Consider the following 16,655-nt stretch of genomic DNA (forward strand, 5'->3'; position numbering starts at 1 on the left):
ATTTAATTCACTTATTTATAAATAAAAAAGCACTATCATTTGAAATGCACCTCCAATTGTTAGTTCGGTTCTTTAAAAGTAGAGACTCATTTTAGATAGTACTTATTGTTTCTTTTATCCAATCATTTTTATTATTTATGCTTTTAGGGCTTCAACACTTGCAGGATTAATGTTTGACTTCTAAAAAAACGAGTCCTTGATAATAGCATTTTTCAAGGACGTTGTGATAGTAATTGGATATAAAAAAACCAGAAACGATAATCTAATTATCATTTCTGGCACTTGATTAACCATTATGACGTTTGTACATCCATAGCAATCCAGATTTCATCAGACGTGCTATACGTCCAGTAACAGTTGTATCTGCTAGATATACGAAACCTTGTTTTTTACCAAGAGCTCCCATAAAGCCTTTTAGCTTAATTTCAGGCATTTTTTCTGGTAGTGGTTGGTTGCTCCAACGTAATTTCAATACTTTTACAATATGTTCTGCTTGTTCTTCAGCAAGCTGAGCACTTGGACCGAATTGAGAAGCTGCACAGTCACCAACTACATACACAGATTCATCGCTTGGAACATTCATATATTGTGTAACTTCAATACGACCACGGTTCAATTCTAGCCCTGTATCGCGTGCTACTTTTACTGGTTGAATACCAGCTGTCCATACGACTGCATCCACTTCAATTTTTTCTTCATGATTATAAAGAATTTTATCTTCCACTTTTGTTATATTTGACTTTGCAATAACTTCAACGTCATGGCTATCAAACCATTTTTTCACGTATTTACTTAAACGTTCTGGGAAGTCTTTTAAAATACGTGGTCCACGGTCAAATAGTTTAATCTTAAGATCTGCACGACTCTCACGTAATTCACTTGCTAATTCGATACCACTTAATCCAGCACCAACAATTGCAACTGTTGAACCTGATGGTAATCCTGCTAATGCATTGTACGTAATACGAGACTTAGCCATAGTTTGGATACTGTAAGTATATTCTGCTGCTCCTGGTACATTATGATAATTATCTTCACAACCAAGTCCAATAACTAAATCGTCATATTCAACTTTTTTACCATCTTCAAGAAGAACTATTTTATTTTCTAAATCGATGCGTTCAATTTCTCCGTATACAGCTGAAAGTCTGTTGTTCTCTGGGAACTTAACTCGAATATCCTTTTCAGGTGTTGTTCCTGCAGCCAAAGCATAAAATTCAGTTTTTAAACTATGGAATGGTGCACGATCTACGAGAGTAATTTGTACATCTTCTGGAAAATTATTTGGCAATAAGCGAAGTAAAATACGCATGTTGCCATAGCCACCGCCTAATAATACTAATCGTTTCATAATAATCTCCCTTATTAACAATTTTGTCACATTTAAATCTGTCCTTAACGAGTATAGCTGATTGTGATAACTTTCACAATATCTTTGTGATAACTTTCACAATTCAAGTAGAAAAACGAACTAAGTAGAAAAATTGACGAATAAAAAAAATAATAGTAGCATTCGAAGGGTGAGGTGACGTGTTATATGAATCCACTTGTTGAATTTTGCGTCAGCAATTTGGCTAACGGCTCCCAAGAAACATATGAAGTGCTAGAACAAGATCCAAATGTAGATGTGCTTGAATATGGTTGTCTAAGCTATTGTACAAGATGTTCTGAAAAATTATATGCACTTGTCAATGGAGAATTGGTTGAAGCCGAAACACCAGAGGAATTAACGAAAAAAATTTATCAATTTATAGAGGAAAATCCTTTATTTTAAGGAAATGGGACCTACTAAGTCTTTTATGATTTAATAGGTCCTTCATTTCTATTCTATACATTCTAACAATGTTTTAACCGTGTATGTTGCTGTTTTTTCTTTATTTTGAACATCTTCTGTACGCGTTACTCCTGTATTGACATGTAATGTGTCAATTCCAAAACGAATCCCTGCAAGGATATCCGTATCATAGTTGTCCCCAATCATTAACATATCTTCTTTTTGTAAATTAAATTCTTGGCGAATAATTTCAAGCATATGTGTAGCTGGTTTACCAATATAAATAGGTGCAACATCTGTTACATTATGAATCATTTCTGCTATAGCGCCATTACCAGGTGCAAATCCATACTCGCTTGAAAATTTCACATCACCATTTGTTGCTATGAATACTGCACCATTTTGTATAGCATAGCAAGCCTCTGCCAACATTTGATAAGTTAGTTCCGTATTCATACCTTGCACAAAAACGTCTGGATTATTCGAAACAACTTCCATACCTGTATCAAGAATAGCTTGCTTTAACCCATCTCCACCTAAAACCTTGACCGTCTTATTAGGAAAATGCTTAGCAATATACTTGGCAGTAGCCATTGCAGAAGTCATAATATGATCTTTTTTTGCTTCAATCCCCATATTGAGTAATTTGCTTTGTAGTTGTTCACCAGTCATTTTCGCATTATTTGTAACGAAGAAGGGTTCAATTCCCTGTTGCTTTAAATAATTTATAAAATCTTTTGCCTCTGATATAGGTTCAGATCCTTTATAGACCGTTCCATCTAGATCAAAGCAATAAGCTTTATACTTTCTCATTATTGTTCCTCAGGGATAAATGCAGTAACTGGTCCTAACTCATTGATCAAGTATTTATTTACACATGGTGAAAACGCTTTAATAACATTTAAATGCTCATTTAGAACTTTAATAACTTCTTGGTCATCTACTTCTAAAATATCGCGTACAAGCCCTCTACGAAGACCAATTAACGCTTTAAGTGGTTGTTCCATATCAGCAGTGATTACTTTTTCGTCTACTAAAATATCGATGATGTCTTCATAACTGCCCGGATCTCTCATGATAAAACCATCAATCATTGAGTTTCCAACATCTATAATAGCTTCAATTAAAACGTTTGCAATACGTTCTACAGCTAGTTTATGCACATCATCCATTAACCAATTTTCTGTTTGTTGAAAAGTATTCATAATAGAATCCATATATTCAAGATTATTTGTAATTTTTTTTCGATCAACAAAATACATTTTGCTTCCTCCATTCAAATAGTAAAGGTTGATACCTTATTCTCTTCTATAGTAACATAACTTTAGAACCGGAAGGGGTTATGAATAAATGGAAAGATTTTTTTTATATGATGATATAGAAGAGAATAAGACAAGATTTGTTAGCTTCATGGGTGAAAACCAACGATATGATTTGGCAATAATGCAAAGCAACCGTTTCTATGGAAAAGTTCTTGTTTTAGATATGCAACATAATCGATTTGCTATTATCGGATCTGATGATTTAGACGAACCAGGCTACCTAGAAGACGTATACAAAAGATCGCCAGAGGAAGCTCAGGAGATTCGAGAATATTTGTATGAACTAATTGGTTAAGATGACTTTTTTCTATAGGGATAGTGTGTTCAAAAAGTAAGCATAAAAATCAGTTGAATTTTATTTAACTGCATAAAAAAAACATCGAGAGGGTTTAAAATTGCCCTTGCTCGATGTTTTTTTGTTGTTCTAAATCATTCTCTAAATTACTTTCATCCAATTGAGGTGTATCTGTTTCTTCGATCAAGATAATATCTTCCTCTACTGCTTCAATCATCTCTTTAGATGAATCCACCAATTGAGGTGCTTTCCCTATTTTTTTTAATACAAAATAGGAACAGCCAAAATTACAATATTCGTATAAATAATCTTGTAGCGTGCTAATTCGTGTATCAAAAGTAGCCTTTTGGTTTTTATCTTCATAGAAGCCTTTTAAACGAAGTTGACCATAGCCCCAGTCTCCAACAATATAATCATACTTCGATAAAATATCACTATAACGGCCATTAAAATCTTCTTGTTTAAATCCTTCTTTTACATTTTCAATGATTTCATACATTGATTGATCTGCAATAATCATTTTATCACCATCCATTTTTTAAAGATGATTACGCATTTTCTCCAAGCGCATGTTTATGTTTTGCAGCTTCATTTACTTGTTCATCTGCATGATAACTACTACGAACTAAAGGACCTGCCTCACAATGGCTAAAGCCTTTAGACATGGCTATTTTACGAAGCTTTCCAAACTCCAATGGAGAATAGTATTTCTTCACTGGTAAATGCTTTTTCGTTGGTTGAAGATACTGACCTATTGTCATAATATCTACATTATTTGCGCGTAAGTCATCCATTACTTCAATAATTTCTTCTTCTGTTTCCCCAAGACCAATCATTAAAGATGACTTTGTAGGAATATCTGGTTGCATTTCTTTCGCGCGCTTTAAAAACTCTAAAGAACGATCATATGTTGCACGTGCACGAACTCTTGGTGTTAACCGTCTTACTGTCTCTATATTATGATTCAAAATATCTGGTTTTGCATCCATTAATATTTGTAAATTTTCTTTTACTCCTCCCATATCAGAAGGCAATACTTCGATGGAAGTAAACGGACATTTGCGACGGATTGCTCGAACTGTTTCAGCAAGGACGCTTGCTCCTCCATCTTTTAAATCATCACGTGCCACAACAGTAATGACAACATGCTTTAAATTCATAAGCTGTACGGAATCTGCTACACGTTCAGGTTCTGCTAAATCCAGTTCAGTAGGAAGACCTGTCTTAACTGCACAAAATCGACATGCACGCGTACATATATCACCTAAAATCATAAATGTGGCTGTACGGCGTTCACCCCAACATTCGTGAATGTTAGGACACTTTGCCTCCTCACAAACCGTATGTAAATTTTTCTCCCTCATTAGCTTTTTTAAACCTTTATATTCTTCGTTTGTATTTAGTTTAATTTTGAGCCAATCTGGTTTTCGAATATATTCTCCCTTTGTTGGTTTACATGATGTCACGATAAGTCAGCTCCCATCGATTAAGTAAATGTGAAAATCCCTTACTGTTGTCAATTTAACATATTAAAGGTTTTCTCTCAACCTTGGGTTACTCTTAAATGGTATTTATTCTAATTATTATCTGAAGCAGGTGGCGCTGTTGGAGATGGTGCATTTGTTGAAGAATTTGGTGGTGTAGCAGGTAATGGCACTTCAATAGCCGGTTGGGTTGATGAAGCATCACTAGAATAAATATACGGAACATTCCCTTTTAACAAAGTGATTGCTACAGGTATTTTTTGTTCCACTGTTGCTGACATACTATCAAAAGGAACAATTATTTGGACATTAACTGTTGTACGCACACTGTATTTGACAGCAGCGTTGTTAATACCGAACTCTTGAATTTCTTGTTCCATATTAACCTGAACATTCCCTATCACATGGAAACGGATAGGGATTTTCGGACCTAGATTTCCGAGTAACGGCAAACCTGTGGCAAGTCCAATTGGTACGTAAAATACAATTCCGCCATCTCTCTGCATGGATTCCTCATCATATTCGATATCTTCATATTTTGGTAAATGATCTAAATTTCCTTTTTCCGCTTCTTCTAAATGTGATTGAACTAATGTTTGTGTTTCTGCCATAATTCGAGTAATCACTTCTGTATTCAACTTTGAATCGACTAGCCCCTGATTTTCTCCTTCTCCTACACTTTCAATTACTTCATTGCTATCAAGTACATTTGAAGTTCTTGATGTTATAGCCTTACTAATTACATAAGATGCGATTTTATTGGTTTCAACTTCAGCATACCGCATAAATGTGGGCATAAGTTGAGCATTAATGTAATAAAAAAATAGCAATACGCAACCTAAAAGACTAACCAATACCATTGGGAATAGACGTGATCGCCTGAATAGTTGCTTTCTCTTTTTCATCAATCGCACAAAAATACCTCCTAATCAATAATATGAATAGGAGGTTGCCATTATTCGACTTGTGATAAATATTCAACTTCAACCTTTTTGACGGATAGGTCTACTTCATCAGCTAATAAAATTTCATATGTAGCTTTAAGTATTTCGTTATTTTCCTCGAATATCCGAACCCATGGTCTCTCTGTGTTTTCTTTATTTTGCTTACAAACAATCCCTCTACGACCATCAGATAATAATAGGACAGTTCCATTAGGATAATATGCTACACAACGTCTTAAAGCATTTACTACTTTTTCGTCGTATAATGTACCACTGCCTTCTTTAATAATATCCATCCCTAGTGAAGGAAGCATCTTATTTCGATACACTCGATTTGAAGTAACCGCATCAAATACATCTGCTACTGCAATAATTTTTGCATATGGATGGATTTCGAAATCCAGCAATCCTCTTGGATAACCACTGCCATCTAATCGTTCATGATGTTGAAATGCACAATGTGCAGATAATAGGGAAATCGTATGTAAATTTCTCAAAATGTCAAAACCGTACTTAGTATGCTGTTTCATGATTTCGTATTCTTCGTTTGTTAATCTTCCTGGTTTTTTAAGTATTTCCTGAGGAATCATCATCTTTCCGATATCATGTAGTATAGCACCTATTCCTATTTGACGAATTTCAACCGCATTATATTTCATTTCCTTTGCAATCGCAATCGAGTAAACCGCTACTTGCAAGGAATGCTGATAGATATAGTTATCATAAAGAAAAGCATCACTTAGAATGGTTAAAATTTCTTTGTTATTCATAATATTATTCAACAAATCATCAATAATTAATGTAAATTGCTTCGATTGACGGTCCAGACAATATGTAACATCTTTTCCTTTCAGCATTTTTAACTGATTAAAAGATGACGTTATTTGCTGTACCGCATGTTGTCTTACTGTTCTAGGTATGGCTTCTTTTACTTCGATATCTTTTGATATACTATCGTCAATGTATACATATTGTATATTCAATTCTTGTAATCGTTTGATAATCAGATCTGATACTTTTACACCCTTTTGTAATAATGGTCTACCAATCTCATTCCAAATTGTCCTACCTATTACCATGCCCGTTTGTAATACTTCCGTTGATATCAACCGCATGCTGTTCTTCCCCAATCATCTCAAAAATCAGTATATTAAAACAACTATGATTTATTTCTATATGACATCAGAATATCACGTAGAAATTCTGGTAACAAGTAGGTTTTTGGTAATTTTTTTAACTCTGGGAAGAAATAACCGAAAGTAAACATATCTAACGTCACTAACTTATAAACGTTAGTATCACTTGTTTTCTTTCCATTTACCAATAGTTCTCCATCAGAATTAAGCGAAAATCCATATGTCAAAATTTTGCCAAGAATTACCCCTCTAAAGCCCAATCCTTTTAACTCTGTTCTTGGCCAATCTAATGATTTCTGTGCAAGCTCTAAAACTTCTTTAAGTTTTTCACCTGTCATTTCAATGACACAAGCATTGATGGGATGAGGTAGACATTGATGGATGTCAAAGGCTGTAACTGTCCCTTTGGGAATATCCCTTAAAAATATTCCGGCATTGAACATCGCACAATCTGCTTTTGAAAATTGTAATAATTCCTTGGCAAAAAAGCGAGATAATGTTGAGTGATGATACCATTCTTTATTTAAATAATGATCTGCCTCAAATACCGGATAATTTAAGAGTTCCTTTCCTTTTTGTATTAACGATTGATCAAATTGTTCCTCATCCTTAACTGGTGGTAAATCTGACGTTCTATATAACTCTGTCTTTTTCTGAACAATTTTATCCAATTCATCGTCAAATTGAATTTCTGTATGCCCTACAAAAAAGCCAAATTTGCCTCCACCTGTTAATAATGTATTTCCAACTATTTTACCTTCATGCAATACATGATGAGTATGAGAACCGAAAATCACATCTATTTGCGGACATTGTATAGCTAATTGTTCATCCATTTGAATACCTAAATGAGACATACAAAGTAAGATATCGATTAAAGGGTGTATTTCATTTACAATATCCTGCAATACAGGTAATGGGTCTTCAATTGTCCATCCTAATGGCTCATAATAAGTTCGGAATTCTGCAGTTGCAGCAATAACACCAATTTTTGTCCCCTGTGCAGTCTTAAAGATTTTAAACGGTTTCGCCCACTTCGGCACTTTATTTTCCGTTTTTAAATTACCTACTATCACATCAAATTTTGCATCATCATACAATTTGTTTAAATCAGCTTTTGACAATGTAATTCCTTCATTATTTCCAATCGTCACTGCATCATATAGCCCATCATTTAATAGCTCAATATTTCCTTTTCCTAGAGTTGCCTCTGTATAAATATGTGATCGGTCAATAAAATCTCCGATATCAAAAATATAACAACTATCTTCCATTTCGTTATGCCATTTTTTTCGATCCGTTAGTAACTTTTGAATACGTGGCCAATATCCAAAATGGCTATGAACATCATTCGTATGATATAAATGAATCGTTTCTAACATGGTGACACCTCTCTATGCTTAGAACAATCCCTCATAAATAGAGCGTATTCCAAGTAACAATAATATTATTCGTAAAGCAAATACTAATGTATTTGAATTTATTTTTTTATTCACAGCAGCACCCAACTTGGCTCCAATATAAGCACCTGGCACTACTGGAAGTGTATATAACCAAGGTACATGTCCCAGGTAAATATGACTTGCTGAGTTAATAATGGATGATAAAAACACCATGAACATAGACGTTGCCACTGCAACATGTGGTGGAAATGCAAACAAAATAATCATTGCTGGTACAATCATCGATCCACCACCGATACCAAATAGGCCTGATGCCATCCCAATTAGAAATGTTAATAGTATAGCAAACCAAATTGGATACCCATACACATACTCTTTATCGTCTTTTAAATCCGAGAATGTTTGTTTCATTCCACGGTTTACAAACCAATCAATTGGTTTTAGATAGTCACGAATAAGTAGTATGATTGCTAAAATAATAAGTAATATACCAAAGTATAAGTTAAAAGAAGGCAAATCTATTCCCTTATTAATATAGGCACCTAAAATTGTACCTGGCGCACTCCCTATAAAGAATATCAACCCACTCTTATAATCCACCAATTTTGATTTCATATACGACAGTGTAGAAGCTAATCCTGTCGCGATCATCATAATAACAGATAGGCCTACAACTTTTTGTGGTGTTAAATCAGGAATCATTCCAAGTGTAGTACCAATATATAACGTAGCCGGTACAAGAATGGCTCCACCACCAAGCCCAACAAGTGCACCAATTATTCCTGAACACACACCTATTACAGCTAGTAAAATATATACCATTACTACTCTCCTTCAAATAAATCTAATTGTTTTGGGGATAGATTGTGATACTCAACACCAAGCATTTTCTGTAATGTCTTTGCGTTTGAAGCTGCGTGATGACCTGAATTATTATTAAATAATACATACACTTCTTTTGCAGGCTGTTGCAATTTTTCTACAACTTCTTTTAAATATATTAGTTCTTCGTTTGTATAATCATATAAAAATCGAACTTTTCTCCATTGTTCGTTATTACCTGGATTTCGCCATCCGTGTACATTTCGTCCATGTATTCGAAGTAACACCTTGTCACCTGTCACAACCGGCACTAAAGGTACTGACCCTTCTCCAGCTTGTGGCTCATCACAAACTGTATGAAAGAGCTGCTGACCCCTTAAAAAGCTCAATGTTCCATCCATAAATTTCTCACTATACCAAGTGCGATTTCGGAATTCTATAGCTATAGGGAAATCGTTAAGTTGCTGTTTAATATAACGTATATACTGAACATTCTTTTGTTGACAATCAAACCATGGTGGAAATTGCACAAGTACAAGTGCCAATTTTCCGGTTTCTTGGAATTTATGTATAGATTCTTTAAAAACATTAAACATCTCATCTACCGTTCCATAGGGATTATCATCTCGTAAATGTCCGGTCATTCCTTGATAGGCTTTCACCACAAACTGAAAGTGATTAGGCGTTTCAGCAATCCATTTTTGTACATTTGCAATAGAAGGAATGGAATAGAAAGAAGTATCTAATTCTACTATTGGAAAATGACCGCTATAATCAAATAACTTATCTTTTGATAAAGAACGATATAGACTTGGATGATCGCCCCATCCAGTTAATCCGATGTGTATCATAGGTCTCCCTCCTATTGGTTAAGTATATTCATCATATCATAGCATCAATCAGAAACCATATTAAATCCATTGAAATTATATTAATTGTAACAATGCTCTTCTTTCATCTTGTTAAATATTTTTTATAATAATGCAGATTATGAGATAAACAAAAAGAGATATAACCGCAAATTTAACATTGCTGTGTATATCTCTCCAACATATTTATCTTTCAATCGCTAGCCCAAATCCAATTAAATAACCATCTAAATCACGAATAGCAAACTCTTTTAGTTTTTCGTCCCCTATTTCTCTTATTTTTGGATAATAGGCAAAAAGAGCGCCATGAGCTTTTGCTTCATGAAACAATTTATCTAATCTTTCTTCATCTTCGACATAACTAAACACATTCCACAGATTTCGATTTGGTTTTACATCCTCTATTTTTTCAGCTTGTACTAACTTTATAGCTAGTCCACAATCTCTGCGAAAAAGAATTCCATCGACCTCATGACAACTTAATACAGTTTGATAAAAAAGTCTTGCTAATTCAATATCAGACACGAGTAGTACACTTACAGATGAAAGTAAATGCATAAAAAATACTACACCCCATTATAAAGAGTTTGTTATCTAGTTCTGAATAATCAGAACATTTTTCAACTATTACATCATATCACGTTTTTCTTGCTAAATATACAATTTTTTATGAAAAAACTTATAATCAGCAGACACGAGTTATCCTTATTTTTAGTAGGGTTTGAACGATATGACTTTACTTCTGACTTTACTGTAACTTTTCTCATAATTAGATCAAAAATTTATAAAAAAGAGTAGAAATCACCTCATTCAATCATATTGAATGAGATGATTTCTACCCATATTTAATACTAAATTCGATTTTCGTGTGCAGGGAATTATTTCAATTCCTTTTAAAACACCTTATACACTAAAGGATTAGCCGATTGAACCTTCCATCTCGAATTTGATCAGACGGTTCATTTCTACTGCGTATTCCATTGGAAGTTCTTTTGTGAATGGTTCGATGAAGCCCATAACGATCATTTCTGTTGCTTCTTGTTCAGAAACACCACGGCTCATCAAGTAGAATAATTGTTCTTCAGACACTTTAGAAACTTTTGCTTCATGCTCTAGAGCAATTTGGTCATTCATGACTTCGTTATATGGAATTGTATCAGAAGTAGATTGGTTATCCATGATTAATGTATCACATTCAACATTTGCACGTGCATTTGTTGCCTTTTTACCAAATTTCACTTGACCACGGTATGTTACGTTACCACCATGTTTTGAAATTGATTTAGAAACAATAGTTGAAGATGTATTTGGTGCTAAGTGAATCATTTTGGCACCTGTATCTTGGTTTTGACCACGACCTGCGATAGCAATTGATAATGTCATACCACGAGCGCCTTCACCTTTTAAGATACAAGCTGGATATTTCATCGTAAGTTTAGAACCAATGTTACCATCAATCCATTCCATTGTAGCATGTTCTTCACATGTAGCACGTTTTGTAACTAAGTTATAAACGTTGTTTGCCCAGTTTTGGATTGTTGTATAACGGCAATAAGCATCTTTTTTGATGAAGATTTCTACAACAGCACTATGAAGAGAGCTTGTTGTGTAAACTGGTGCAGTACATCCTTCTACATAATGTACACTTGCACCTTCATCAACAATAATTAAAGTACGTTCAAATTGTCCCATATTTTCAGAGTTAATACGGAAGTAAGCTTGTAGCGGTGTTTCAAGAACAACGCCTTTTGGTACATAGATGAATGATCCACCAGACCAAACAGCTGAGTTTAGAGCTGCAAATTTGTTATCGTTAGGTGGGATTGCTTTACCAAAGTATTCTTTGAAGATATCTTCGTTTTCACGAAGAGCTGAGTCAGTATCTTTGAAGATAACACCCATACTTTCAAGTTCTTCTTTCATATTGTGGTAAACAACTTCTGATTCATATTGTGCAGATACACCTGCAAGGTATTTTTGTTCTGCTTCTGGAATACCAAGTTTATCGAAAGTTGCTTTGATTTCTGCTGGTACTTCATCCCAAGATTTTTGAGTAGCTTCAGATGGTTTTACATAGTACGTAATTTCATCGAAGTTTAGTGCAGATAAATCGCCACCCCATTGTGGCATTGGTTTTGAATAGAACACATCCAATGATTTTAGACGGAAATCTAACATCCATTGTGGCTCATTTTTCATTTTAGAGATTTCTTTAACGATTTCAGGAGTTAGCCCACGTTCTGTACGGAAAATGGATACGTCTTTATCATGGAAGCCGTACTCGTAATCGCCAATTTCAGGCATTTTTTTAGCCATTTTTTCTCCTCCGTTCTGTAATTTCATCTATTTTATAAGTTCGCTTCTTTTATGCCCTTTTCCATAGCTTTCCAAGAAAGTGTTGCACATTTAATACGTGCAGGGAATTGTGATACACCAGATAACGCTTCAACATCACCAAGGTCTAGTGAATCATCGTGATCATGGCCTAACATCATTTCTGAGAAGACTTGTGCTAATTTAACAGCTTCTTCAGTAGTTTTACCTTTAATCGCTTGTGTCATCATTGAAGCAGAAGACATTGAAATTGAACAACCTTCTCCTTCAAATTTAGCATCTACGACAATACCATCTTCTACTTTTATAGATAAGTGTATGCGATCTCCACAAGTTGGGTTATTCATATCGATTGATACATTAGAATCATCAATTACACCTTTGTTACGAGGTTTTTTATAATGATCCATAATAACAGAACGATATAGTTGATCTAGTTTATTCATTGACATCAGCAAAATACTCCTTCGCATTACGCAACCCTTCAACAAGTCGGTCAATGTCAGCTTCTGTATTGTAAATATAGAAGCTTGCACGAGCTGTTGCTGAACATTCAAGCCATTTCATCAATGGTTGAGCACAGTGGTGTCCTGCACGAACAGCAATACCTTCCATATCAAGTACTGTTGCAACATCATGTGGATGTACGCCATCTAAGTTAAATGTAACAAGACCAGAACGTTTTGCTGCATCTTGTGGACCATAGATAGAAACTCCTTCGATTGCGCTAAGTTGCTCAATTGCATAACGAGTTAATCTTTGTTCGTGTTCAATGATGTTGTCCATACCTATTTCTTCTAAGAAATCGATTGCAGCACCTAAACCAATAGCTCCAGCTATATTAGGGGTACCACCTTCAAATTTCCATGGAAGGTCAGCCCAAGTTGACTCATACAAACCAACAATACTAATCATTTCCCCACCAAAATCGATTGGGTTCATGGCTTCCAGGTGCTCTTTTTTACCATATAATACACCAATACCTGTTGGCCCGCACATCTTATGACCAGAAAATGCTAAGAAGTCACAATCTAAATCTTGAACATCTGTTTTAAAATGTGGTACACCTTGTGCGCCATCAACGACCATCACTGCACCATGTGCATGTGCTACTGCTGCAATTTCTTTTACTGGGTTAAGAGTACCAAGAACATTTGATGCATATGCAATAGCGACGATCTTTGTACGATCTGTAATAGCCTCTTTGACTTTGTCCATTGACAATGTACCATCTGGATTCATATCAATATATTTTAAAGTTGCATTTTTTTCTTTCGCTAATTGTTGCCATGGAATCAGGTTTGAATGGTGTTCCATATAAGTGATGACGATTTCATCGCCTTCACCAACATTTGCACGGCCGTAACTTAAAGCAACCATATTCAATGAGTTTGTAGTACCTTTTGTAAAAATAATTTCTTCAGTTGAATTTGCATTGATAAACTTACGAACTTTTTCACGTGCACCTTCATAAGCATCTGTTGCACGATTTCCTAATGTATGCACGCCACGGTGAACATTAGAATTTTCGAATTCGTAGTAATGTTTTACAGCTTCCAAAACCTGAATAGGTTTTTGTGTAGTAGCTGCACTATCTAGATAAACTAGAGGGTGTCCATTGACTTCTTGATCTAAAATTGGAAAATAGCCTCGAATATTAGTTTTTATCATTAGCGAACTTTCCTTTCAATAACCTCCGTCAGTTGTTTTTTTACTCCGTCAATAGGGAGCTTATTAACAACTGGTGCAAGGAATCCGTGGATTACTAAACGTTCAGCTTCTGCTTTAGAAATCCCACGACTCATTAAATAATATAGTTGTACGGGATCTACGCGACCTACAGAAGCAGCGTGACCTGCTGTTACATCATCTTCATCGATTAATAGAATTGGGTTTGCATCCCCACGTGCGTCTTTGTTTAACATAAGGACACGTGATTCTTGTTCTGCATCAGCTTTAGTAGCACCGTGTTCAATTTTACCAATACCATTGAAAATACCACGTGAAGAATCTTTCATAACACCATGAATTAGGATATAACCATTTGAAGCTTTACCCCAGTGTCTAACTTCAGTAGTAAAGTTTTGGCTTTGATCTCCACGACCGACAACTACAGATTTAGTATCAGCATATGAACCGTCACCTTTTAGGTACGTAACATTTTCTGAAATTGTATCACTATCATTCATTAAGCCTAAAGCCCAATCCACTTTTGCATCACGATGTAGAATAGCACGACGATTCACATAAGTAGTAAAGCCTTTAGCAAGAACATCAACAGCACCATAAGTAACAGAAGCATTATCATTTACGATTACTTCTGAAATAATATTTGCTTGTCCTTTAGCTTCTTCTACTGTAGAAAGATAATTTTCTACGTAAGTAATAGAACTATTTGCTTCAGCCACAACTAATACATGGTTGTATAATGATGCATCCGCATTATCATGAAGGAATACAGCTTGGATAGGTTCTTCTACGATAACATCTTTAGGAACATATACAAATACACCGCCATTTACTAAAGCTGCATGTAAAGCTGTTAGCTTATGTTGGTCTATTTTTACGCCTTCAGTCATAAAATATTTTTGAACTAGATCGCCATGTTCGCGAGCTGCTGTTAAAATATCTGTTAAAATAACACCTTTTGAAGCTAATTCTTCAGAAACTTTTAAATAAGCTGGTGTATTATTGTGTTGAATATAAACATTTTGTTGACCTTCAGCATCAACAATTGCCTTTACTTCTTCTGGAAGTTCTTCAAGACTAGCATATGTTGTACTTTCAACTGTATGTGTAGGAAATTCTGTAAAGTTCCATTTTTCAACATTTGTTTTATCTGGTTTTACCATTGGCAGTGTTTCTACATCCGCTAATGCACGTTCACGAAGCTCAGTCAACCAGCTAGGTTCATTGTTAGCTTCAGAGAAAGAGCGTACATCTTGAGCGGTTACTGATAATTTTGTTTCAACCGTCATGTTTGCTCGCCCTCCCTATTATGCTTCTTGTCCTGTTGTTTCTTCTTCGTCTTCGATACCTAATTCTTTTTTGATCCAGTCATAACCTTCTGCTTCAAGTTTTTCTGCTAATTCAGCACCACCAGAACGAACTACTTTACCTTGCATCATAATATGAATATGATCAGGAGTAATATAGTTAAGTAAACGTTGATAGTGAGTGATCATTACGCAACCAAAACCTTCACCGCGCATAGCGTTGATACCTTTTGATACGACTTTTAGAGCATCGATATCAAGACCAGAGTCGATTTCATCTAGGATTGCAAATTTAGGTTTAATCATCATTAATTGAAGAATTTCGTTACGTTTCTTTTCACCGCCAGAGAAACCTTCGTTTAAATAACGTTGTCCCATTTCTTCAGGCATTTCTAAGAAGTCCATTTTTTCATCTAATTCACGGATGAATTTCATAAGTGAAACTTCGTTACCTTCACCGCGACGTGCATTAATAGCTGAACGTAAGAAATCAGCATTTGTAACACCTGAAATTTCTGATGGATATTGCATTGCTAGGAATAGACCAGCTTTTGCACGTTCGTCTACTTCCATTTCAAGAACATTTTCACCATCTAAAGTGATAGAACCTGAAGTAACCTCATATTTTGGGTGACCCATAATAGCAGAAGCTAAAGTAGATTTACCTGTACCATTTGGCCCCATGATTGCATGAATTTCGTTTGTATTGAGTGATAAGTTAACACCCTTTAAAATCTCTTTACCATCGATAGCGACGTGAAGATCTTTAATGACTAATGTTGACATTCTAATACCTCCATATAATCTCAATGAATGAAATGTATAATGCATTTCTAATTTAATATCATTCTAATTTTAGCCTAAAAAAAAGTGCTTTGCAAATCATTTGAAAATGTTTCTCAATTTAATCTAAGAAGGTTGGTATATATCTATTCTGAAACCTATTAGACAAGCAATTCCAGCTGTCTATTGAAAATAGACTGATTTTCAATAAACAGTTTTTAATTGAGAATGGATTTCACTACGCACACCGTAATAACATAAATTCTCAGTAGATTTATAACCTTTTTCTACAACATGGCTTTTGATATATCCATTTAAATATAGCGAATGTATATAGCTAAATTACTATCACGAAATACATTTTCTCACCTTATATAAGATACTTTTCCGTTGATACAAATTATCTTTTCAAGATTAAATCACTAAAAAAGCTAACTCCCTTCATTTAAAATGTTCCTTAAAGGCAACATTTTAAACCGGAGTTAGCTTTTCT

The 16,655-nt window shown here is 34.8% G+C and carries 18 protein-coding genes; 2 read left to right on the plus strand and 16 right to left on the minus strand.

Translation table 11 applies throughout. From position 1 onward, the window contains the following. Positions 1-286: 286 nt before the first annotated feature. The gene (locus Q0977_RS10695; RefSeq protein ID WP_299513583.1) at positions 287-1,351 is read right to left on the minus strand and encodes an NAD(P)/FAD-dependent oxidoreductase; all 1,065 of its coding nucleotides are present in this window, start codon (positions 1,349-1,351) and stop codon (positions 287-289) included. A 186-nt stretch (positions 1,352-1,537) separates the two neighbouring features. Here Q0977_RS10695 and Q0977_RS10700 point away from each other — a divergent pair, with 186 nt between their 5' ends. Continuing rightward, a complete protein-coding gene (locus Q0977_RS10700; RefSeq protein ID WP_124217948.1) occupies positions 1,538-1,774 on the plus strand; it encodes a YuzB family protein in 237 nt (78 codons plus the stop codon). 48 nt (positions 1,775-1,822) lie between these two features. On the opposite strand, the gene Q0977_RS10705 is transcribed toward Q0977_RS10700, so the two are convergent. Beyond that, entirely contained in the window at positions 1,823-2,587 is a 765-nt protein-coding gene (locus Q0977_RS10705) for a TIGR01457 family HAD-type hydrolase (RefSeq protein ID WP_299513593.1), read from the minus strand. Further along, positions 2,587-3,036, minus strand: a complete 450-nt coding sequence (locus tag Q0977_RS10710) for a type VII toxin-antitoxin system HepT family RNase toxin (RefSeq protein ID WP_119416370.1) — start codon at positions 3,034-3,036, stop codon at positions 2,587-2,589. Before Q0977_RS10710 ends, Q0977_RS10705 begins: the two co-directional genes overlap by 1 nt. Before the next feature lie 88 nt (positions 3,037-3,124). Here Q0977_RS10710 and Q0977_RS10715 point away from each other — a divergent pair, with 88 nt between their 5' ends. Continuing rightward, on the plus strand, positions 3,125-3,391 hold the full coding sequence (locus tag Q0977_RS10715) for a DUF3055 domain-containing protein (RefSeq protein ID WP_119416369.1): 267 nt from the start codon (positions 3,125-3,127) through the stop codon (positions 3,389-3,391). A gap of 94 nt (positions 3,392-3,485) precedes the next feature. On the opposite strand, the gene Q0977_RS10720 is transcribed toward Q0977_RS10715, so the two are convergent. The 13 genes from Q0977_RS10720 to sufC form a co-directional block, all read right to left on the minus strand. Then, on the minus strand, positions 3,486-3,911 hold the full coding sequence (locus Q0977_RS10720) for a YutD family protein (protein ID WP_119416375.1): 426 nt from the start codon (positions 3,909-3,911) through the stop codon (positions 3,486-3,488). 28 nt (positions 3,912-3,939) lie between these two features. Continuing rightward, positions 3,940-4,857, minus strand: a complete 918-nt coding sequence (gene lipA, locus Q0977_RS10725; protein WP_119416368.1) for a lipoyl synthase — start codon at positions 4,855-4,857, stop codon at positions 3,940-3,942. A 110-nt stretch (positions 4,858-4,967) separates the two neighbouring features. Next, entirely contained in the window at positions 4,968-5,780 is an 813-nt protein-coding gene (yunB, locus tag Q0977_RS10730; RefSeq protein WP_119416374.1) for a sporulation protein YunB, read from the minus strand. Between the two features lie 50 nt (positions 5,781-5,830). Then, positions 5,831-6,934: an HD-GYP domain-containing protein gene (locus tag Q0977_RS10735; RefSeq protein ID WP_119416367.1), complete on the minus strand. Its 1,104-nt coding sequence runs from the start codon at positions 6,932-6,934 to the stop codon at positions 5,831-5,833. Between the two features lie 44 nt (positions 6,935-6,978). After that, complete coding sequence (locus tag Q0977_RS10740; protein ID WP_299513602.1) at positions 6,979-8,337, minus strand: bifunctional UDP-sugar hydrolase/5'-nucleotidase; 1,359 nt, start codon at positions 8,335-8,337, stop codon at positions 6,979-6,981. Between the two features lie 18 nt (positions 8,338-8,355). Then, positions 8,356-9,180: a sulfite exporter TauE/SafE family protein gene (locus Q0977_RS10745; RefSeq protein WP_119416365.1), complete on the minus strand. Its 825-nt coding sequence runs from the start codon at positions 9,178-9,180 to the stop codon at positions 8,356-8,358. A 2-nt stretch (positions 9,181-9,182) separates the two neighbouring features. Continuing rightward, on the minus strand, positions 9,183-10,031 hold the full coding sequence (locus Q0977_RS10750; protein WP_299513607.1) for a DUF72 domain-containing protein: 849 nt from the start codon (positions 10,029-10,031) through the stop codon (positions 9,183-9,185). Positions 10,032-10,235: 204 nt separating this feature from the next. Further along, positions 10,236-10,607, minus strand: a complete 372-nt coding sequence (locus Q0977_RS10755; RefSeq protein WP_119416363.1) for a VOC family protein — start codon at positions 10,605-10,607, stop codon at positions 10,236-10,238. Between the two features lie 360 nt (positions 10,608-10,967). After that, positions 10,968-12,365 (minus strand): Fe-S cluster assembly protein SufB, encoded by a 1,398-nt coding sequence (gene sufB / locus Q0977_RS10760; RefSeq protein ID WP_119416362.1) that lies wholly within the window; start codon positions 12,363-12,365, stop codon positions 10,968-10,970. 32 nt (positions 12,366-12,397) lie between these two features. Next, the gene (gene sufU / locus Q0977_RS10765) at positions 12,398-12,835 is read right to left on the minus strand and encodes a Fe-S cluster assembly sulfur transfer protein SufU (protein ID WP_199670748.1); all 438 of its coding nucleotides are present in this window, start codon (positions 12,833-12,835) and stop codon (positions 12,398-12,400) included. Continuing rightward, the gene (locus Q0977_RS10770; RefSeq protein WP_119416361.1) at positions 12,822-14,054 is read right to left on the minus strand and encodes a cysteine desulfurase; all 1,233 of its coding nucleotides are present in this window, start codon (positions 14,052-14,054) and stop codon (positions 12,822-12,824) included. Before Q0977_RS10770 ends, sufU begins: the two co-directional genes overlap by 14 nt. After that, positions 14,054-15,361 (minus strand): Fe-S cluster assembly protein SufD, encoded by a 1,308-nt coding sequence (sufD, locus tag Q0977_RS10775; protein WP_119416360.1) that lies wholly within the window; start codon positions 15,359-15,361, stop codon positions 14,054-14,056. Before sufD ends, Q0977_RS10770 begins: the two co-directional genes overlap by 1 nt. A gap of 18 nt (positions 15,362-15,379) precedes the next feature. Further along, positions 15,380-16,171 carry a Fe-S cluster assembly ATPase SufC gene (gene sufC, locus Q0977_RS10780; RefSeq protein ID WP_299513711.1) on the minus strand — a complete coding sequence of 264 codons (792 nt, stop codon included), beginning with the start codon at positions 16,169-16,171 and terminating at the stop codon, positions 15,380-15,382. Positions 16,172-16,655 lie beyond the last annotated feature (484 nt).

Origin of the sequence: uncultured Rummeliibacillus sp. (genome assembly GCF_934216135.1) — a bacterium.
Lineage (GTDB): Bacteria > Bacillota > Bacilli > Bacillales_A > Planococcaceae > Rummeliibacillus.

Coding starts and splice junctions, on each gene's coding strand:
- Q0977_RS10705 (WP_299513593.1), bottom strand. CDS start 2,587: ATGAGAAAGTATAAAGCTTATTGCTTTGATCTAGATGGAACGGTCTAT.
- Q0977_RS10750 (WP_299513607.1), bottom strand. CDS start 10,031: ATGATACACATCGGATTAACTGGATGGGGCGATCATCCAAGTCTATAT.
- Q0977_RS10755 (WP_119416363.1), bottom strand. CDS start 10,607: ATGCATTTACTTTCATCTGTAAGTGTACTACTCGTGTCTGATATTGAA.
- sufB (WP_119416362.1), bottom strand. CDS start 12,365: ATGGCTAAAAAAATGCCTGAAATTGGCGATTACGAGTACGGCTTCCAT.
- Q0977_RS10770 (WP_119416361.1), bottom strand. CDS start 14,054: ATGATAAAAACTAATATTCGAGGCTATTTTCCAATTTTAGATCAAGAA.
- Q0977_RS10745 (WP_119416365.1), bottom strand. CDS start 9,180: ATGGTATATATTTTACTAGCTGTAATAGGTGTGTGTTCAGGAATAATT.
- Q0977_RS10720 (WP_119416375.1), bottom strand. CDS start 3,911: ATGATTATTGCAGATCAATCAATGTATGAAATCATTGAAAATGTAAAA.
- Q0977_RS10695 (WP_299513583.1), bottom strand. CDS start 1,351: ATGAAACGATTAGTATTATTAGGCGGTGGCTATGGCAACATGCGTATT.
- Q0977_RS10740 (WP_299513602.1), bottom strand. CDS start 8,337: ATGTTAGAAACGATTCATTTATATCATACGAATGATGTTCATAGCCAT.
- Q0977_RS10735 (WP_119416367.1), bottom strand. CDS start 6,934: ATGCGGTTGATATCAACGGAAGTATTACAAACGGGCATGGTAATAGGT.
- sufD (WP_119416360.1), bottom strand. CDS start 15,361: ATGACGGTTGAAACAAAATTATCAGTAACCGCTCAAGATGTACGCTCT.
- yunB (WP_119416374.1), bottom strand. CDS start 5,780: ATGAAAAAGAGAAAGCAACTATTCAGGCGATCACGTCTATTCCCAATG.
- Q0977_RS10715 (WP_119416369.1), top strand. CDS start 3,125: ATGGAAAGATTTTTTTTATATGATGATATAGAAGAGAATAAGACAAGA.
- Q0977_RS10710 (WP_119416370.1), bottom strand. CDS start 3,036: ATGTATTTTGTTGATCGAAAAAAAATTACAAATAATCTTGAATATATG.
- Q0977_RS10700 (WP_124217948.1), top strand. CDS start 1,538: ATGAATCCACTTGTTGAATTTTGCGTCAGCAATTTGGCTAACGGCTCC.
- sufU (WP_199670748.1), bottom strand. CDS start 12,835: ATGTCAATGAATAAACTAGATCAACTATATCGTTCTGTTATTATGGAT.